The following is a 21022-nucleotide window of genomic DNA, read 5'->3' as shown; positions in this document are numbered from 1 at the left end:
ATAGAAGTTTATGAGCAGGATGGTGTTTGAGTTTGGTGTGAGGGATAGCAGTGGAAATCCTTTTTTGCCCCTCTTTTTGGGGCAAAAAAGATTATTTCACAATTTTTATTTCTTTTGGAGATCAAAGAACGTTGTTTGAAACGGATAACCCGACCCGAGGTTTTACGGAGGGACACGCCCAAATTCTGAATTGGATTATTGATTGTTTAATTTAAAGTTATTTTATACCAAACACTTATATAAAATAGTCTAAAAATGCAATGCTATTTTTTTTCAAGATTTTATAAAAAAATCATTTCATAGCTGGGCTACGTAATTATTTTTTTGTGAAATATTTGGAGAAAAAGAGCTAGCAGATTGGGCTATTTTATATGAGTGTTTGGTATTATATTACGTCTTCTATGGTGTAAATCGTATTTTGGATAGAAAATTCATAACCTATTTTTTTTCCAATGATTTGTTTGCCTAAAGGCGATTGTGGGGACAATGCAATAATGGTTTGCTTGTTTATACTGATTTTTGGCATGGCACAACTCACAAATAGGTACATCCCGTTGGTTTTGATGAGACTCCCAAGGGCAGCCACTTGGTGTTTTTGGGTGGCATCTATTTGGTCTAAAATGTTTTTTTGTTGGTTGATTTCGGCCACTTTTTGATTCAATTTTTCTTGTTCAAGGTGCATCATGGATAGGGCTGTTTCGTGTTTGTCGCCCGCAGATCCTTTGGCATCATTTTGTGCGTCTAATGCCAGTTCGTGTATCATGTCCTGAAAAATATCCAGTTTGTCTTGTACTAATTGTTTGTAATGTTGTAATACTTTGTTTTTTTCCATTTTTAATAGGATATTATAGTCAAATTATATATTGAACACGGATGGTTATAAATCTAAATCAAATTGATATGAAGCTCCCAGCATGATTTGAAACCCTTGAACAGGATAATGCAACCATTTTTGATACGATTGATTGGCAATATTGTGGGCTCTAATGCCTGCAGTCCATCTTTTATTGTATTTGTAATCCAAATGGGCGTTGAGGTCGAAATAACCAGGTAATGTTTTGTGATAATCTACTGCAACCAATGTCATAACACCTAAATTTTGTTGTATATCTTCACGTTTTGATACTACAAACAAATCGGTTCCTACAAACCATTTTGGCGTAATTTCAAAATCAAAAGTGGCATTGAGGGTCAAATTGGGTCTGTTCCAAGCTTTTTCTTGTATAGTGGGTTGGTACATATTGAAAGTGCCATGACAATTAAAGGATAATCTGTTTGAAAAATCTCCTTTTATTTCAGCAAATAGTTGCATGGTTTTTAGATTGTCATAATACACCTCAAAGGCATTACCGTAATTATAATCTTTCAAATTTATAGCATTAGTATTGAAATCTTGTGCTTTGAACCCTATTTTATTTTGTTCGCTAAGCCAAGATAATTTGGCATTGTAGCCAACACTCGACGACCATTTGCCACGCAAACCACCATACAATGCTAGTTGTTGCTTGGTGGGTTGCATCAAGTGGCTTGGACTAATGTAGGGATTGATTTCTACCGCATTTTGATAGGTATTTTGGATAACATTGCCTGTTGCTCCTGCATAAAAAACCAATAAATCATCTACAATTTTAAAACTGGCTTGTATGTTTGGATAGACATAAAAATAGCCAGATTTGTTTTCGATGTCAGTTATGTAGCCCAAATTTGTTCCTACTTGAAACGTCCAATCGTTGCGATTCAATACCCAATTTGGATTGAACCCTAATTTTATAAAACCATATTTATTTGTTGTGTTTTGTTCATTAATTATTAATTGAGCTACATTTCCTCCTACATAGTCCACTATAAAAGTAGTATTTATATTTTGATCCAGCAAATGAAACACCATAGAAGGTTCAACCTGCAATCGGTTTTCGGTTGTGTTCATTCGATCCCAAAAATGTTGGGCATTGATGTCCATTTTTTTTAGGAAACTGTTGTTCATACTAAGCTGCCCACTTGCCCATACTGTATGGTAACTTTGTTTGGTATCTAACGAATGTAACAATGTTTCGCCACCATTTTCTTTGACATAATCGGGCAAACCATACCAATGGTATATTTGATTTTGATAGCCCAAATGGGTATTCCATTGGGTGTTTTTTTGTTTGCTGCTATATGTCAATTCTAGTTTTGATGTATAAAAGGCATCGGGCAACAATACTCCATTGATGCCTCCTTGCGATGACAAATGTTGTAAACTTGCCGAAACATAATCGGCAGCCGATAATTTTTTTGTAGCAAATAAATCGGCATCTATCGTACCATAATTTCCACCAAAAAGGCTTGCGTAATTATCATAAAACAAGGCTTTTGGGCTTTGTTCTACAGCGGCAGCTACACCCTTAATGGGGGTAAAAGTAGAGGCAACGGGCATCGAATGGATGGTATAGGTTAAAGGTTCTTTTTTTAATGCTTCTTCGTCTTCCAAGATAGGATTTTCTTTTATTTTAAATCCATCAATAATGGTTGGCGTGTAGGGTTTAACAACTTCGATGGTTTCAGTACCCAAGGCTTCTTCTTTTTTTTGTGCTGTTGCAGCCAATGAAAAAGGTATTAGCATAAATACGAATTTTTTTATATGTAATTTCATAAAATTTATATTAAATTTTAAATATTAATTTATGTGTTTTGTTATTTTTGAATGGACGAATTTGTTTGGCCGGCATCTAATTTTACAATTTCGAGGGTTTGCTTGGCTTCTAACATCACATCGTCAAATTGTTTGAAGTTTTGTAGCACAGCTTCTAAAATATAGGTGGCCTGAAAAGCATCTTTAAGACCATGATAGTTTTTGGCCATTACGATAAGCCCTTTGGCAGCAAAATATTTGTAACCCGAAAAATCTTTGGATAATTTTTGAATGGCTTTGTTAGAAAGCTCAAATAGTCCTTCTTTGTTTTTGAAATAGGCCTCATAATACAAGGCCTCGGCACCTAATTCACCTTTGGCAGTTGGTTGCAATTTGGCATAATATTGCTTGGCCTTGGATTCCTCTTGATTTTGAAAGGCTGCTCTGGCAATGAACACTTGGGCATTGGTTTTGTCTGCAGTGGAAATTTTTGAATTAGCCAATACTTTTTCGGCATAAACAACTGCATTTGCAAAATCTTTGTTTTCATAATATTCTTGCATTAAGTGGGATTGTGCAAAAATCAAATATGGCACTGTATTGGTTTCTTTTTCTAATCGAATTAATGTGGGAATCGATTTTTGATGTTGATTGTTTGTTAAATAAATTTGACTTAATTTAAACAATGCCTCTTCTGAAAACTCATTTTGAGATCCGCTACAAACCGCTTCATAATGAACAGCGGCTTTGGCTTGTGCTGCTTGATTAAAATACAATTGACCTAAATAAAAATGGGCATTTAAGGCATGAAAACCCTCTGGAAATGACGATAAATATTTTTCAAACCCTGCAATGGCAGCTTTAACATTGTTTTGTAAGTATTGTTTTTCTGCAACTTGGTAACTATCATGGTCTAAATCGGCATTGCTAACAGCAATAAAAGGCAAGGTTTTTACCCAATTTGCATACACATCCACTTGATTTTTATCTAAATAAATAAGTCGTGCGGTGGCCACAGCGTCTAATGATTCTGGTGCATTTGGGAATTGTGCCACCAATTTTTTGAATTGAGCCAATGCTTCATCCTCTTGGTCTTGGTTGTATAAGGCCAAACCTTTTTTGAATAACGCTTTTGGATATAATGCACTATTTGGAAATTCTAAAAGTAGTTGATCATAAGTTTTAATGGCCAATGCTGGTTTGTTTATTGTCAAATAAGTGTTTGCCATTTCAAAAAGGGCCGAGGCTCTTAAGGTTGATTGGGGATATTTTTTTAGAAAAAGAGTTAAATACTCTATTTTTTGGGTGTTTTTTGAAATAAATCCATAACAAATGGCTTTTTGAAAACTAGCATAATCTGCCTCTACACTTTGCAACTCAATGACTTTATTATAAGATTCTATTGCTAACAGGTATTGTGTTGTCATAAAAAGAGCGTCTGCTAATCGCAAATGACTGTCGGTTACTTTAAGTTTATCGGCATTTGGGGTATTGATATAAGCCTGAAATTGTGTTGCTGCCAATGCAAATTGTTTCAATTTGAAATGACAATAGCCCAAATGATAGGTCAGGTGTTTGTATTCGACCACATTTTTTGCGGAGGCATTGTTTTGAAAATCCTTAAAATCTTGCAACGCAAGGGCAAAACGGTCGAGTTGAAATGCTGATTCGGCTTTCCAAAAAGTAGCTCGAGTAGTAAAAATGAGGTCTCGGGGTGTATTGATGGCTTTTTCAAACCAAGGCAAAGCAGCGGCATAATTGTTTTCGGACACAAGTTCCAATCCACGATAAAAAGCTACTTTTTGAAAAATGGTTTTGTTTTCGGGCAAGGATGTTTTTTCTAATAACTCCAAGGCTTCTTTGTAGTTTTTTGAAGACAGATAAGAGTTGATGAGCAGTTTTTGAACCGTTGGTGTTGCAGGATTTTTGGGATATTGTGTTATGAATTTTTGTAGCAAAGTAGAAACATTTTCGTACGGATTGCCTAATTCATAACTTAGTTTGGCATAATTTAAGGCTGCGTCTTCTTTGATTTTGATGTCGAAATTCATATCTGCTGCCGATTTGAATGCCATAAAAGCTTGGTGTTGTTGGTTGGTTTTCCAATAACTTTCGGCCAAATGATAGTAGGCATTTTGAGCCACACCATCCTGACCGTCTATGATTTTGTTGAATTGTAAAATGGCTTTTTCGTAATCTTTTTGTTGATAGAAAGCATAGCCCAATTGATAGAAATCGGTGTTGTTCCATTTGCCGTTTTTGCCTTTGTATTTTTCTAAATATGGCCAGGCTTTGTCATATTGTTGGAGGTTGAAATAGCTTTCGCCTATAATTTTATGGAGTTCAGATTGTTCTGTAGGACTTGATTTTGCCAAAGCGGCTTTGCCAAGGGCAATGGCCTGATCGAATTTGCCTAATTTGAAATTCATATCTGCCTGAAAATAAGAGAGTTTTTCTTTAAAATCGAGGTCGTTTGCAATGGTTTCAAATTGTTTGTTGGCCTCTTTAAAATCATCGTTTTGATAAGCCATATAGCCCAAATAATATTTGGCTTGTGCTCCATATTGATTGGAATGTACTACTTTATTCAAATAATTATTTGCCTGTATTTTGTCTTTTGTTATAAAAAAAGCATACCCTTTTTGAAAATACAATTGGTCTCGTTCTTTTTGATCTAATTGGCTTTCGTCCATTTTTTGAAACCATTCTAACGATTTTACAAAATTGTTTTGTTGGAAATAATACGAAGCTACTTCAAAAAAAGCTTTGTTTTGATTGGCATTTGTAGGATAGTCTTCTATAAAATTTTCCATCAATAGATCGGCATGGGGCTGTTGCAAGTGCATGGCACAGGTAGCGGCATAATAAGTGCAGTCTGCTATCGTGGTAGTGTTTTGTGAATGGGATTGTAGTTTTTCAAAAATGATTTGTGCGGCAAGAAATTGCTTGGCATGAAATAGGGACAATCCTTTTTTGAAATCTTGCGATTCGTTGTTGTAAATGGCTGATTTTTGGGCAAATAGCGAAACAGAACAGCAAAAAAAGAGCAGTAACATTAGTTTTGAAAAAAGCTTCATAGTGCAATAATATTTGAAATTCAAATGTATTCAAATATATTGTAAACGGCAAATTGTAGTTCCAATTGCTTTATGGGATAAAGTTTTGAAAAAAAGTGTTGCTTTGTTGCACCTTTTGCATGAGGGATAGAGCAAGGCACCATGTGCTCGTGATAGCCCGACCCCAAAAAAAGGAAGCCCCCAATGAACAGTTATGCTGATTAGGGGCTTTCTTTTTTTTGGGGGCATGCCCTTGTTTTTTGATTTAAAAAAAATTTAAAGATTTAAAGATTAAAAGATTAAAAGATTTAAGGATTAAAAGATTTAAAAATTAAAAAATTTAAAGATTTAAAAATTAAAGATTTAAAAACAATATCGTTTAGTTGACATTAAATTAATAATAAATGCACTTCATGTTTTTATAAGTTTTAACATTTGACAAAGATGATGGATTTGAATAAATGCTTAACTAAACGACCTTGAGTTATAAAATGTAGCAAAGGATTAGTTGCCCCATTTGCCGCCACCTATATAAAAACCTAAGTGTATTCCTAAATAAGAATTGTCTGTAGATCCGACAACGGTGCCTTTTAGGTCTTGAATATTTGATTTTGGTACAAAATTGTATTCTACTCCCATTCTGAATTTGCCCCATTCAAAACCACCTCTAACCAAACCGCCTGTTTTGGAAGTGGCATCGAGCATGGTTGTAGTAGTTGTAGTACTATTAGTGTCATTAATTTCAAGATTTGCTAATTGAAATAAACCTGCACCTGCTCCAATATAGGGTACAAACGAGCTACCAGATTGGTTAAAATAATAATCGTAAGTAAGTAGATAAGAGTTGTTTACACCAATTTCGGCATCGACGTTTGCGGTAGTTGATGTAGTTGATTGGATGTTTTTGGCCATTGCTGCTGCACCAAAACGCAAACCAATATTCATATTGTCTTTGATATTGTATTTAGGTTCGATAGAAACTAAAAAGCCCCCGCCACCTTTTGCAGGAAGGGCATAACCAAGGTCTAAACCTACTCTAAATCCGCCTTGGGATTGGGCATTTGCAAGCGATGCAAGCATAATTGCTGTTGCGATAAAAAATTTTTTCATTGTAAGTGATGTGTTTAAGATGTTTGTTGGTGCAAATATATAAAAATTAAAATAATATATACAACTTTTGGATATATGTAGTTGGTATTTTTTTTGTGTTAAAATAGATTTCAAAAAAATGGTTTTGGGTTGAATAATATTGTATTTTTGTAGTCCCTAAATTTATTATAAAATGAAAAAAAATGTTATTTTGGCAGCACTATTTTGTTGTAGTGTGCCGTTGATGAATGCCCAATTATTAAAAATGGGTATCAAGGTTGGAGGAAATTATGCTAATGTGTCTGGCTCTGAAATTCAAACCCAAGCGATAACGAGTTATCATGGAGGTCTAATGGCAGAGGTAAAATTATTAAAAAAACTATTTGTTCAGCCAGAAATTTTGTACAGTACTCAAGGAACTACTTACAAAACCGCAATTGAAGATTATAGAAATGAATTGGGTTATTTGACAATTCCTGTGATGCTAAAAATAGGGTTGTCGGATACTTTTAGTTTAGACTTGGGGCCACAAGCCTCATTTCTATTGAAAGAAAAAAATAAATTTGATGTGAACAATGCCCAAACATTTGATTTTAGTGCCAATGCAGGAATGTCGGTTCGGATTACAGAACATTTAGTGGCACAGGCAAGGTATTGTGCTGGTTTGTACGAAATATCTGAAAATTCTAAAATTAAGTCTGCGGTATTTCAATTGTCGGTAGGATGTTTTTTTTAAAATTAATCTTAAAAAAACATTAAAAAAGACTATAATATAAATGGTTTTGTTAATTTTGCGGCTCAATTAAGAAAATATACACCATGAGAATCATGATTATCAATGGTCCAAATTTGAATTTGTTGGGCAAAAGAGAACCCGAAATTTATGGGTCTCAAACTTTTGAGGATTATTTTAAAATATTACAAAATAAATTTGATACTATCGAATTATACTACTTTCAAAGCAATATTGAAGGTGAAATTATAGGAAAAATTCAGGAAGTTGGTTTTAGTTTTGATGGAATTATCTTAAATGCGGGTGCTTATACCCACACGTCGATAGGAATTGGCGATGCGGTAAAGGCCGTTTCAACTCCAGTGATAGAAGTACATATTTCTAATACTTTTGGTAGAGAAGCATTTAGGCATCAATCCTATATTTCGGGTAGTGCCAAAGGTGTTATTTTAGGTTTTGGTTTACAAAGTTATGATTTAGCATTGCAATCATTTATATATAATTAATAATAATAAAGTCTTTTTTGAATAATCAAGAAAGACTTTTTTATTTAACTAAACGACAATATATTTCAATTCATACTATTTTATAAAAAAATTAACAAAATTACAATAATGAAACAAAGATTACTTTTATTGCTTTTATTGGTGGCACAATATCAATATGCTCAAATTAAAGGCATTGTAACAGACGAAAATGGTAATCCCATTCCATTTGTGGCAGTTTATGTAGAGGATACCTATATTGGAACTGCTACAAATCAAAAAGGTTTGTTTGAATTGAATTATAAAAATGTAGGAAATATCAATTTAATATTTCAAAATTTAGGTTTTAAAACTTTAAAACAAAATGTGTTGGTAGATCATTTTCCGTATATATTGAATACCGTTTTGGAAAAAGAGGATTTTATGCTACAAGAGGTTGTCATCCGAAAAAACGATAATTTAGCCAATCCTATTATTCAAAATGCCATAGCCAATAGGAAAGAAAATGCAGCCAAAACCGCCCATTTTTCAGCCGATTTTTATTCAAGAGGCTTATTTAAAATTAAAAATTTGCCTAAAAAAATCATGGGTATGGATGTTTCATTAGAAGACGATATAGCACACCATTTAGACTCTACAGGAAGTGGTATTATTTACCTGTCTGAAACGATTTCTAAAATAGATTTCTCGGCACCTAATCAGTTGAGGGAAAAGATATTAGCATCCAAAATTTCGGGTAATGATAATGGGTTTAGCTACAATACTGCAAAAAATTCGGATTACTTTTTTTATGAAAATTATGTTGGACATAGTGTAAAAATGGTGTCGCCAATTGCAGATAATGCTTTTCAGTATTATAAATTTAAACTTGAAGGCTCGACTTACGATGATAATAATTTTCAAATTTATAAGATAAAAGTTACACCAAAACGGGATAAAGAACCTGTTTTTGAAGGATATATTTATATTGTAGATGATTCATTTGCCATTTATGCGGTGGATTTGACCATGAAAGGGTATCGAATGAAAAATGAATTTATGGAAAACATGGTACTCAAACAAAATTATAGCTACCATGCACCCAAAAAAACGTGGTCTTTGAATGTGCAAAACCTTTCGTTTGATGCTGGTTTGATGGGTATTCATTTTTCGGGAGTGTTTAATTATGTGTTTACAAATTATGATTTTCCACAAACATTTGATAAAAAAATGTTTACAAATGAAGTGCTAAGTTTTGCTCCTAATGCCAATCAAAAAGACAATGACTATTGGAACAGCATCCGCCCCATACCGCTTACAATAGAAGAACAACATGACTACAAAACAAAAGACAGCCTGAAAACCAAAAAAAGTTGCCAAGTTTATTTGGATTCGATAGATAAAAAAACTAATAAGTTTCGTTTTTTGGATATTATTGGCGGATATACTTATAAAAATTCGTTTAAAAAACACCAATTTAACTTTTCGGGTTTGTTGAATAACACAAAAATGGCATTCAATACTGTGCAAGGGTATCATTTGACACCTTCTTTTTCATATAAAAAATGGAATGACGAAACAGGAAAAAACACCGCTGTTTTGGCCGCATTCAATTATGGTTTTGCCGAGGAAAGATTGCGAATTTTAGGACAAATAGACCATCAATTTAACAATCAAAATTATGCCCGTTTACAACTTTCAGGCGGTTCAACAACGAGCCAGTTTAATAACGAACGGCCAATAAGTCCGTTTATCAACAGTGTAAGCAGTTTGTTTTTTAGGAATAATTTCATGAAATTGTATGACAAAACATTTGCTTATTTAGCTTATAGTCAGGATGTTGCAAACGGAATCCATCTTAAAACATCGTTAGAATATGCCCATCGCAAGGCATTGTTTAACCACTCTGATGTGTCTTATTTTATGAAAAATGACAGGTATTCGTCCAATAATCCCTTAAATCCGTTCGATTTTGAAACGGCTGGTTTTGAGTCTCATCATCTTACCAAATGGGCTATGGAAGCTACGATACATTTTGGGAATACTTATTTTTCAAGACCCGATGGCAAATTTAATATCCGAAATACAAAATACCCTAAACTCACATTTGGTATAGAAAAAACCTTGACCGCAACCAACAAAAAATATGGGTACACACACTTGAATACCTCCGTTTTTTACGAACTTGGACTACAAAACAAAGGGATTCTTGCCCAACAAATGAAAGCGGGCAAATTTTTTGATGCTCAAAATATTGCTTTTATGGATTACAAACATTTTATGGGAAATCAAACCCATATTGCACAATCGAATCAATACCTCAATGTATTTCATTTGTTGCCTTATTATAGTAAAAGTACCAACGATGCTTATGTAGAATACCATGCCGAGTATAACGATAAAGGATTTATAATGAACAAGTTACCTTTGTTAAATGCCTTAAAATCAGAGTTTGTTGCAGGGTATCATGTGTTGATGCTTCCTAATCAAAAACCGTATTCTGAGTTTAATATAGGTTTAGACCGATTGGGTTTTGGGAAATTTAAGGTTTTTAGGGTTGATTATTATTCCAGTTTTCAAGAGGGTACAACCCAACATGGAATTATTTTTGGGTGTAAATTACTGAATGTATTAGAATAAATTTTAAATAAAACAGCATGAATAATTTTGATTTATTACAAAAAGAAACACAAAATATTATAGATTTGATTGCACAAAAAGCATATAAAGAAGCAAACCATGTGCTACTAGGCACCAGCGAATTATTAGACGAAATGTTTGATTTATCTGATGATGATGCAGATTTGGTAGAAATAACAAAATATCAGGTATTGTTAAATCAATTACATGTTAAAATAAAACAAAATTTACAATAATTTTATTTATTCTAAAAAAATAAATTTTTTATGGAAAAATGTCCTTGTGGGTTGCCCAATAGTTATGAAGCATGTTGTGCGGTTTTTCACAATAGTTACAAACATGCTCCAACGGCAGCCTTGTTGATGCGGTCTCGTTATGCTGCTTATGTTTTGGGTAAAATAGATTATTTATGGGAAACTACTCATGTTTCGACACGGCATTTTCATGACAAAGTGAGTATGAAACAATGGGCAGAACAATCTACTTGGTTGCAATTACAAATCTTGGAAGTTGGTACCCAAAAGGTGCGGTTTAAAGCCTTTTATTTAGATGAAAAAGGACAAAATCAAACGCATCATGAAGCCTCAAATTTTGTATATGAAGCGGGAAAATGGTATTATGTAGATGGTATATTTTTATAAAAAATCTATTTTTTTAAATATTTTCTAAAATAAATTTTCCTTTTTGTTGATCAAAAACAATATTTTTATCGTTGAATAATAAATCAAATGCACCTTGTGCTATTAAATTACAAGGTTGGTCTTGTTGTATATTTTTTGGGGTCATCAAAATCATTTGATCGCTTACTTGAATAGCCAAATCAATGTCGTGTGTAGAAAATAAAATGGCTTTTTGGTTTTCTGAAGCTAATTTTTTAAGTAATCGAAAAACCGAAACTTTGTGTTGTAAATCTAAATGTGTTGTGGGTTCGTCTAAAATAATTACAGGAGTATTTTGTGCTAATGCTCTGGCTATCAAAACCTTTTGTAGTTGGCCATCGCTTAATTCATGATGTTTTAAAGACTGTAAATGTTGTATTTGTGTGTCTTGTAACGCTTTTGTAATATGTAAAACATCAAGATCGGATAGTTTTCCTATCCAATTGGTATAAGGTTGCCTGCCCAAAGCTACTATTTCAAACACTGTCAATTGGCTGGGAGGTAGTTTTTCTGTAAGTACGACACTCATTTTTTGTGCCAAATCCAACAAATGGTATGTGTTTAAATTTTGTTGGTCCACTTCAATTTTGCCTGATAAGGGTTTTTGAATGCCTGTAAGGGTTTTCAATAGGGTTGATTTGCCAATACCGTTTGCACCTATCAAAGCAGTCAGTTCGCCTCGTTTGAGTGTCAAATTTAAGTTTGTAGCAATGATGTTTTCATGCTTTTTGGATAGATAACCAATTGTTAAATTTGTAGTTTTTAGTATCAAGTCATTCATTTGGAATAGTTATTACAAATTTATATTTTTTTTAGCAATATTAGAATTACAATTGGTGCACCTATCAGTGATGTAATGGCATTAATTGGTATGACCGTATTGGAAAGTGGGAGGTAGGCAACCAAGTCGCAAATTAACATGAATGCAGCCCCTAAAAAAAGGGTACTCCAAAAAAGTATTTGGTGCTGGCTTGTTTGAAACAACATTTTTGCTATATGCGGAACTGCAAGACCAATAAAGGCAATAGGGCCAGCAAAAGCGGTAATTACTCCTGATAAAATACTAGTAGCAATAATGATATACAGTCTTGATATTGAGATGTTTAAGCCTAAACTTCGGGCGTAGTTTTCGCCTAAAAGCAAAGTATCTAATGCTTTAATGTTTATATATGCCACAAGTAATCCAATGGATACACTGATGGTTAAAATAGTGATTGACGACCAAGGGATGTTGCCTAAATTGCCCATAGACCAAAAGGTAAATTTTTGCAATTGTTCTGATGTACTTATGTATGATAAAATACCTACAATAGCACTAGAAAAGCTACTGAACATTAAACCTACAATGAGTAAAGAGTGGGTATCTTTGAGTTTTTTGGCAACTATTAATACTGCTATGAGTACCAAAAAGCTGCCCAAACAGGAAGCCATCACTATTCCATAAGTAGATAGTAAATAATAACTTATGAAATTCGGCAAAATTCCTGAGCCTAATACTACAAAAGCAACCCCCAAGCTAGATCCTGAACTTAAGCCTAAAACATAAGGTCCTGCTAAAGGATTTCGGAATAAGGTTTGCATAAGTAACCCGCTGATAGACAGTCCAATACCTACTAATATGGCCATTATGGCTTTGGGTATTCGATAGTGTATCATGATGTATGTCCAAGTGGTTTTGGAAGCGTTTTGCCCTAAAATTACAGAAAAAACGTCTCTTTGTGGTATAGAAACGGAACCCCTACTAATGTTTAAAACAAACAAAAAAAGAATGGCTAAAAAAAGGATTACGAACCTCAAAATGTTTTTTTGTGAGACCATAAAAATGCTTTTGGTGTTTTTTTTGAGCAAAAGTAACTATTTTTTTAATAATAAACGATGTAAAATCCAATGGTTTGATTGTGTTGCATTAGAAGTTGTGGTTTTGTGTTTGTCAAATGTTTTTTGTGGGGTGTTTTATCAAATGATAAAAAAATAGTAGTGCTGTTTGATTTTGTACTGTTTTCATGGTGTGTTTTTTTAGGGAAGAATCAACTGATTTAATCAATGGTTTTTGGGCTCGAAGTAGCAAAATAGCCCCGACAGCAGCGGCATCCTTTTTGTTTTTTTCTTTAAAAACAAAAAGATATAGCGAATGGCGGGAACTGTACATGGGGGAGAAGGCCAAAAGTAGCTGCTTCTGATTATAGACAAATGGCGTTTTAATTTGATTGTTGTTGGTTTTTTATTGTGGTTTGTTGTGGTTGGCTACAAATGGTGTTTGTGTGTTAGCGTTTTATTGTTTAAATTTACAATTTTAGATTTCATAATACAGACTTCTTACCAAGTGGTTTGATGTATAATATGGAATAAAGTACTATTAGAATGTAAATAATTAACTATAAAAAATGTATGAAAGATATAATTACTGAAGTTAGGTTTAAAGCGTTTGAGGTAATGGATGAGTTGCCTGCACCTATTCGAGATTTGATGGAAAAAGCTATAGAGGCCAGACAGCGGGCTTATGCACCTTATTCAAACTTTAGGGTAGGGGCGGCTTTATTGTTGGAGAACGGCGAAATTGTACAAGGATCTAATCAAGAAAATGCGGCTTATCCGTCTGGATTGTGTGCAGAGCGGGTTGCTTTATTTTATGCGGGTGCACAATATCCTGGACAAAAAATGGTGGCTTTTGCTATATCGGCAGCTTCGGACACTAGTGTTACAGACATGCCCATTCCGCCGTGTGGAGCTTGCCGACAATCGATAGCGGAATATGAAATAGGGCAAGAAAGTCCAATACAGTTGTATTTTATGGGGGCTGTTGGGGCTATCTATCAATCTGATTCATTGCGAAATTTGTTGCCTTTTATGTTTGATAAAAAATATTTGTAGTTTATTTTAAAAACAGTTTTTTTTTCACTACATGAAAAATGGGTAGGGGTTTCATTTTTTATTTACCAAAATAAAAAACTATCTTTGCCAATCAAATTGAAACCATGTTATCAAAAGAATCACAAACAGCTATACAAAAAGGGGAGTTATTACCATTGATGGAAGCTTTTTATACCATTCAGGGCGAAGGGGCACATACAGGAACAGCAGCTTATTTTATAAGAATTGGCGGGTGCGATGTGGGGTGTCATTGGTGTGATGTTAAAGAAAGTTGGAATGCCGATTTGCATCCACCAACAGCTATAACAACTATTGTAGAGGAGGCAAAATTGTATTCGAACACTATTGTGGTAACAGGAGGGGAGCCTTTGATGTGGAATATGGACGGACTTACCCAAAAACTTAAAAGCGTTGGGATGACCATCCATATAGAAACATCTGGAGCCTATCCTTTGACAGGCATTTGGGATTGGATTTGTTTGTCGCCCAAAAAAAACAAATTGCCACTGCCCGAAGTTTACGAAAAAGCCAATGAGTTGAAAGTAATTATACACAACAAACACGATTTTGAGTTTGCTGAAGCGCAAGCCTTATTGGTAAATTCAAATGCTGTATTATTCTTGCAGGCAGAATGGAGCAAGAAGGATATGATAACGCCATTTATAGTAGATTATGTAATGAATAATCCAAAATGGAGAATATCTTTGCAAACACATAAATATTTGAATATACCTTAAAATGCTAGAAACTTGTTGATAAACCCATTAGTAATTTGCATGTAATTGGTTTAACTCATGTGTTTTTATTTTATATAGGTATTCGTTGATGATAATTCATTGCTCGGCTTTCAGTTGTAACGAAGCTATGGCTGTTGTGTGCAGGTGTTTTTTTTAGATTAATATTCGAATATTAAAGTACAAATCTTTATAGTTTATAAAATTTTCATATGTTAATCCGATTGCGATTCTATTAATTAGAAAGCTATTATTGAAATTAATCGATTTAAAAATTTCAGTTTTGTAATTTAACTGACTCTCAAATATTGAAGCACTTAATGTCGTACTTATATTGGATTTTGAAAACCATTTATTTACAAAAAGGTGCCCTCCAATTTTTTCATAATTTTTACTTAAATAGTCTAAACCTATCCCAATTCCTAAATTATTTTTGAGATTTAAACCGTACTTCATTTGATGATTTTCAAATTTGTTTTTTGTATTATCAATATTGAGAATTCTATTCTGATAATTGTATGAGATATAATCTGTTATTTTTAAATTTTTGTAAAAAATATTCCATTTGGATAATTGCAAATTTAAATGATGAAATCCATCATTATTAAAGTTATATTGTAGAGAAGTATTTCCATTTATTTTTGACTTCCCCAAATAAATTGCAGAATATGAAGAATAAAAACCTAATGGTAATTTAGATGCTCCACTATAACCTAATTCTAAAAAGTTAGAAAGATAACACATATTTGAAATTCCACCAGAATTATAACAGCCATATTTTGGTAATGTATTTTTGAATGATGCATACTCTTCATTTAGATTTAGTGTTTCAGACAGGTTTTTTACTAAATCTAAAACAATCAATGCTTCTGGAATTGAATCTTGTGAAGATGGTGTCCAGTATTTTTTTAACCAATAGATTTTCTTATCGGAATGTTCTATTATATATGTTATTCCGTCCATTCCTTGAGACCAATTTTCAATATTATTGTCCGAAGGTAATTCTAAAATTTTTGAGTTTTGAACAATATTATAAATATTTTCAACTTGTTTAGCTGGTAAAATAATTTTATTTGATAAAGTTTCTGTTTTATTATTTTTTACTTTTTTTGTATGATAAATGAAGTTTGTTATAGTTCCATAAAATTCATTATTGTTTTTTGAAATTTCAATTACTTGACCATGATTTCTAAATCTAAAATTAAATTCATCTGAAGACTTTTTAAAATTTTTTAAATCTAATTTTTTTTGAAATTCGATATTACTTTTATACCAATAAATAGTGTCTCCTTTTATTTCTTTTATTTGAGAGAATAATGGAATATTGAATAAAAGTAGAAATATGAATATTTGAAGTTTTTTCATACGCTTTCAGATAACTAGTTAATACACGAAAGTTATTACATTTTTTCAAATCGTATATCCTTCACAAACATAAAAACATTTTTTCAATCAAGCAAAATTAATTTTATTTTTATTACAAAATTTTCATGGTGAAAAAGAAGTACTAAATCCTTTTGAAAATTTAAAAAATAAAATCGATAACGCCATAAAGTGATGAAAGTTTAGAATCAGTTCTCCCGAAAAAAGGGACAAACAGTTCAACCTGAGTTGCATGGCTCGGCTTTAAGCTGCAAGGAAAGGCTAGCTGTTAGCTGTTCGGTTTTATTTCTTACTAAATAACTTTATTATTTCTAAATTTTCTTTTTCCATCTCTTTTTTATATTCTTCTTTTGTTATTTTTATTAAACTTAAACTTTCAATTTTCGAGGTAAACAACTTTTCTTTTTCAATTTCGATTGTTGCAAAATATTTTTTAATTATTTCTGTTGGTTGAAAATATATTTGGTAAATTGTTGGAATATTATCAAGTCTAGTAAAAAAAATGTTTTGGCAATTTAATTCTTTTAAAAACTCATAAACATTATTATGTTTTGGTGAGTTTGCTAATTGAATTTTATAAATTCTATCATTTATTTTTTCACCATTTCTATAATATACACCTAAAAGAAAAGATAGCTTTTTTTCATTGCTATTAAATAAACTATCGTTTAAGTTATTCTTAATATAAAATGAGTTCATTAGGTTGGACATTTCTTTCGAAATAAAACAATTTTTATCTTCAATCAAATTAATTTTAAAATCTTTTTTTACAATGCTATCTACGAATTTCATTAGTGGTTTTTCAGTTGTATAATACCTATCAAACTTGTTTTCTAAACTACCATAATTATAACTCATATAATCATTCAGAGTTCCTAAGAGTAAAAAGGTACTATTTATTTTTATTTTTGTTGTGTCAATTTGGTTTGTATTTCTAATAGTAACACCATTAATTTTCTTCTCATCTGTTTGTGAAAATATATTTGTGAATGTCAATAGAATAATAACGTAAAGTAGGTAATTTGATTTCATACGTAATAATTTTTAAAGTGAACCGAAATTTTCATTTGCTTAGTATTTGTTTTTCTGCGTTTTGCCAAACTTCTAACTAACTTTTTATTAATGTTTTGAAAATCAAATGTTTGCAAGATTTATTTTACTTATTTTACCCTCCTATTTTCCGATTTCGTACCGTTAGCTTACGGGGTCAGGGCATGAGTCTAGAGGGAATGTCTGACCAACGTCAGTCTGAGAAAAAACTGTTGTTAAATATTTTTCAAAAATAGTAAAAGACATTGAAATATAATAGCATTTATTTACTAATTTTTATAAAAAAAACTACAAAACCCTTTCTTATTTTTTGAATTTTAGAAGTTTGATACCAAAAAAATGGTTTCAGTTGTTGTTTCAACAGTGTCATTTTTTTTGTTTTATTTTACATAAAAATGGAAATCTTGACATAAATCACTTTTTTTTCTGTCTTGTCTATTTTGAATCTAATTTATTTTAACAATATAATACTTGATAATTACAATATATTAATTTAAAAAATCAACGTATAGTAAAAATCAATATTAAGCATATTGTAAATAATTTTAAATAGAATAAAGATTTTATTTATAAATTTATTGAATTAATTATATAAGGTTTATTTTGATTGGATAAAACCAAAAATATATTAATTTAGAAATAAAAATAAGTGATTAGGTTTGTTTTAATAATATATTATTCTTAATATTGTAACCTCAAAATTATATTTTTATGAAAAAATCATTACTATTATTAGTTTTTGCATTGTCTTCAGCTTATTTATCTGCACAAGATAAAACGACGTGGAAAAAACATGATGGAGGTAAAGTAATTACTTCCGACTATTCCAAAAGAGCTACTTTCCCAACAGATTATCAGTTGATGGAATTAGATCTAAATGGATTAAAAAACAAATTAATTACTGCAACTGATAGGTTTGCTGAAGTAAGTAAATATGTTACAATTGAAATTCCTAATGCAGATGGGGCAATGGAGCAATTTACTGTTTTAGAAGCTTCCAATTTTTCGCCTAGTTTGCAGGCAAAATTTCCTGAAATAAGATCTTATGTAGGTAATGGATTAACGGATAGGTATGCTAAATTGCGTATAGCCATCAACCCAAGAGGGATAAGTGCTATGATAACAAGAGCAGATAAAGCAACCGAATTTATTGAACCCTATTCATTAGACGGCAAAATACATGTAGTTTATAGCTCAAAAAATGTAAAAGGGATGTTGCCTTTCAACTGTACTTCTCCAACTGATAATAAAATTATTGGAGATCTTACAAAAGCAGTAAATTCAACTTCAAGATCTAATACAAATGTATTATTAAATTTTAGGTTGGCCATGTCTGTAACACCAGAATATACGGCATATCATCATGCGGCATTAGGACTTGCCACGGCAAAGCAAAGTGCTTTATCGGCTATAAACACCACAATGTCTAGGGTAAATGGTGTTTTTGAAACAGATTTTGCTATTCACATGAATTTAGTAGATAACATGACCATTATTTATGATGGTACTACAACAGACCCTTATGGTGCAACAGATGCTAACTATAATAGTCAATTACAGTCAACACTTACTTCAGTAGTTGGCGAAGCTAATTATGATGTTGGACATTTAATGGCAAATGTAGGGAATAATGGTAATGCAGGATGTATAGGATGTGTTTGTGAAGATGGATCAAAAGGTAGTGGATATACTACAAGTACGGTGCCTGTTGGAGATAATTTTGATATAGATTTTGTAGTTCACGAAATAGGTCACCAATTTGGAGCCAACCACACTTTTTCAAATTCAAACGAAGGTGAAGGTGTAAATGTTGAAGTAGGTTCTGGAGTTACAATTATGGGATATGCGGGTATAACAAGTTATGATACCCATTTACATTCTATTGATGTATTTCATGCTGTAAGTATTGCTCAAGTTCAGGGTAATATGGCTTCAAAAACATGTCCTACAACAACTCAAATTACGCATGCGGCACCAGTAGTAAATGCAGGACAAGATTGGACAATACCATTGAGTACTCCATTTGCACTAACAGGCTCAGCTACAGATGCTGGTGGTTCAAGTGCAATAACTTATACTTGGCAACAAATTGATGATGGTGGTTCAAATACCCAAGCTAATAGTGCCGCTAAAATAACTAAAACTAGTGGACCTAATTGGGTTAATTACCAAGATTCTGCAAGTGGTTTAAGGAATTTTCCAGTTATGAGTACAATTCTTGAAGGATCTGAAACCACATCAGGATTAGATGTTAATGCTGAAGCATTGAGTTCTGTAGCTAGAACACTTAATTTTAGACTAACCGCTAGAGATAACGTATTAGGACAAGGTCAAACTAATTTTGATGATATGGTAGTGAATGTGGTTGCTAAATCACCTTTGAAAATAACAATTGCTGCCAATACAAGTTATCCAGTAGGATCTACTCAAACAGTTGTTTGGACAGGTGCTACAGGTACAACAGGACACCAAACTATTTCTGGTGCTTCAAATGTTGATATTTTATTTTCTGCAAACGATGGCAGTACTTGGACAACGTTACTCACCGCAACTCAAAATGACGGATCAGAATCTGTTACATTGCCAGCAGGTGTTTCAGGGCCTTTTTGTAGGTTTATGGTAAAAGCAAGTGCTAATGTGTTTTTTAACATATCTCCAAAATTTGCTGTTGGATATACAATTACCAACACTTGTAATACCTATTCAAATTCGACACCATTAACTATTCCTGATGGAACAGCAGCCAATGTTAATGGAGCAGTAGTATCCAATACTATAGCAATTCCTGTTACTTATAATTTATCAGATGTAAACGTAACTTTAAATGTAACGCACACTTATCCAAATGATTTGGTTATAGCCTTAAACCATCCAGACAACACACAAGATATTTTATGGGGTAGATCTTGTTCTGGTAATGATAATTTTAATGTTACTTTAAGTGATGGTTCTCCTACATTTACTTGTGTTTCTAATATGACTGGAACATTTAAACCTTATTCACCTTTAGCTGTTTTTAATAATAAAACATCTAATGGAACTTGGAGGTTATTGGCTACCGATTATTATGATGGAGACACAGGTACTATAAATTCTTGGTCTATTGAAGTTTGTTCACAAACTATTACCTTATCAGTACCCGAAACACAGTTTTCCGATTTTGTTGTTTATCCAAATCCAAGCAGAGGTAATTTTAATGTAAAATTTAATAGCAGTACTTCAAATGCAGTGAAAATGATTATTCATGATATGAGAGGAAGAGTAATTTATAATAATGATTTTAACAATAATGGGATGTTTAATGAAAATATTCAATTGGACAATGTTCAATCTGGTGTTTACTTGTTAAGTGTTACAGATGGCGTTAAAAAAGAAGTAAAACGTATTGTTATCGAATAATTTTTTTTTTTGATTTCTATAAAAAAGGCTGTCCAATTCTAATCTGGACAGCCTTTTTTTTATGTTGCAAAATTCTACTATCAACGATTTTTTTTGAAAATTTTTTCTAAAAAATAACTACGCATCTTTGGACTATTTTATAAATATATTTGGTATTATTTATAATTTTATAAAAAACCAATTCCTCTTAAAAGCTAGATAAAAACACTAGAAGCAAGGAAGGAATTGCTTTAACTCATGTGGGTTATTTTTTATAGGTATTTGTTGATTACAATTCATTGCTCGGCTTGCAGCCGCAACGAAACTCTAGCTGTTAGCGGCTGCACTTATATC

Annotated in this window: 16 protein-coding genes; 8 read left to right on the top strand and 8 right to left on the bottom strand. The window is 32.3% G+C overall.

Features of this window, described 5'->3' with window-relative positions:
- Positions 1–385: 385 nt before the first annotated feature.
- The 4 genes from B0A58_RS01420 to B0A58_RS01405 all read right to left on the bottom strand — a co-directional run bounded on the left by B0A58_RS01420 (position 386) and on the right by B0A58_RS01405 (position 6777).
- Positions 386–832 carry a hypothetical protein gene (locus B0A58_RS01420; RefSeq protein WP_014083660.1) on the bottom strand — a complete coding sequence of 149 codons (447 nt, stop codon included), beginning with the start codon at positions 830–832 and terminating at the stop codon, positions 386–388.
- A 45-nt stretch (positions 833–877) separates the two neighbouring features.
- Entirely contained in the window at positions 878–2602 is a 1725-nt protein-coding gene (locus B0A58_RS01415; protein ID WP_133063051.1) for a porin family protein, read from the bottom strand.
- A 71-nt stretch (positions 2603–2673) separates the two neighbouring features.
- A complete protein-coding gene (locus B0A58_RS01410; RefSeq protein WP_089079572.1) occupies positions 2674–5667 on the bottom strand; it encodes a tetratricopeptide repeat protein in 2994 nt (997 codons plus the stop codon).
- Between the two features lie 504 nt (positions 5668–6171).
- Positions 6172–6777, bottom strand: coding sequence for an outer membrane beta-barrel protein (locus B0A58_RS01405; protein WP_089079570.1), 606 nt, complete (start codon positions 6775–6777; stop codon positions 6172–6174).
- A 172-nt stretch (positions 6778–6949) separates the two neighbouring features.
- Here B0A58_RS01405 and B0A58_RS01400 point away from each other — a divergent pair, with 172 nt between their 5' ends.
- From B0A58_RS01400 to B0A58_RS01380, 5 genes are all read left to right on the top strand, one after another.
- The gene (locus B0A58_RS01400) at positions 6950–7492 is read left to right on the top strand and encodes a porin family protein (protein ID WP_014083664.1); all 543 of its coding nucleotides are present in this window, start codon (positions 6950–6952) and stop codon (positions 7490–7492) included.
- An 83-nt stretch (positions 7493–7575) separates the two neighbouring features.
- The gene (aroQ, locus tag B0A58_RS01395; RefSeq protein WP_089079569.1) at positions 7576–7995 is read left to right on the top strand and encodes a type II 3-dehydroquinate dehydratase; all 420 of its coding nucleotides are present in this window, start codon (positions 7576–7578) and stop codon (positions 7993–7995) included.
- A gap of 108 nt (positions 7996–8103) precedes the next feature.
- Complete coding sequence (locus B0A58_RS01390) at positions 8104–10593, top strand: DUF5686 and carboxypeptidase regulatory-like domain-containing protein (protein WP_089079568.1); 2490 nt, start codon at positions 8104–8106, stop codon at positions 10591–10593.
- A gap of 17 nt (positions 10594–10610) precedes the next feature.
- Complete coding sequence (locus B0A58_RS01385; protein WP_089079567.1) at positions 10611–10829, top strand: hypothetical protein; 219 nt, start codon at positions 10611–10613, stop codon at positions 10827–10829.
- A gap of 30 nt (positions 10830–10859) precedes the next feature.
- A complete protein-coding gene (locus tag B0A58_RS01380) occupies positions 10860–11234 on the top strand; it encodes a YchJ family protein (protein ID WP_089079566.1) in 375 nt (124 codons plus the stop codon).
- Positions 11235–11247: 13 nt separating this feature from the next.
- Here the strand turns inward: B0A58_RS01380 and B0A58_RS01375 are convergent, their stop codons facing one another.
- Both B0A58_RS01375 and B0A58_RS01370 read right to left on the bottom strand, forming a co-directional pair.
- Positions 11248–12033, bottom strand: coding sequence for an ABC transporter ATP-binding protein (locus B0A58_RS01375; RefSeq protein WP_089079565.1), 786 nt, complete (start codon positions 12031–12033; stop codon positions 11248–11250).
- A 20-nt stretch (positions 12034–12053) separates the two neighbouring features.
- Positions 12054–13070: an iron ABC transporter permease gene (locus B0A58_RS01370; protein WP_089079564.1), complete on the bottom strand. Its 1017-nt coding sequence runs from the start codon at positions 13068–13070 to the stop codon at positions 12054–12056.
- 570 nt (positions 13071–13640) lie between these two features.
- Here B0A58_RS01370 and cdd point away from each other — a divergent pair.
- Positions 13641–14123, top strand: coding sequence for a cytidine deaminase (gene cdd / locus B0A58_RS01360; protein WP_089079562.1), 483 nt, complete (start codon positions 13641–13643; stop codon positions 14121–14123).
- A 104-nt stretch (positions 14124–14227) separates the two neighbouring features.
- The gene (locus B0A58_RS01355; RefSeq protein ID WP_089079561.1) at positions 14228–14860 is read left to right on the top strand and encodes a 7-carboxy-7-deazaguanine synthase QueE; all 633 of its coding nucleotides are present in this window, start codon (positions 14228–14230) and stop codon (positions 14858–14860) included.
- A gap of 153 nt (positions 14861–15013) precedes the next feature.
- Here the strand turns inward: B0A58_RS01355 and B0A58_RS01350 are convergent, their stop codons facing one another.
- Positions 15014–16222 (bottom strand): hypothetical protein, encoded by a 1209-nt coding sequence (locus tag B0A58_RS01350; RefSeq protein WP_089079560.1) that lies wholly within the window; start codon positions 16220–16222, stop codon positions 15014–15016.
- 300 nt (positions 16223–16522) lie between these two features.
- Positions 16523–17272, bottom strand: a complete 750-nt coding sequence (locus B0A58_RS01345; protein WP_133063050.1) for a hypothetical protein — start codon at positions 17270–17272, stop codon at positions 16523–16525.
- A 729-nt stretch (positions 17273–18001) separates the two neighbouring features.
- Between B0A58_RS01345 and B0A58_RS01340 the strand changes: the two genes are divergently transcribed.
- Complete coding sequence (locus tag B0A58_RS01340; RefSeq protein WP_089079558.1) at positions 18002–20689, top strand: zinc-dependent metalloprotease; 2688 nt, start codon at positions 18002–18004, stop codon at positions 20687–20689.
- Positions 20690–21022 lie beyond the last annotated feature (333 nt).

Origin of the sequence: Flavobacterium branchiophilum NBRC 15030 = ATCC 35035, from assembly GCF_002217205.1 — a bacterium.
Lineage (GTDB): Bacteria > Bacteroidota > Bacteroidia > Flavobacteriales > Flavobacteriaceae > Flavobacterium > Flavobacterium branchiophilum.
The sequence above is the reverse complement of the archived record's forward strand: the minus strand, read 5'-3'. Positions and strand labels throughout refer to the sequence as shown.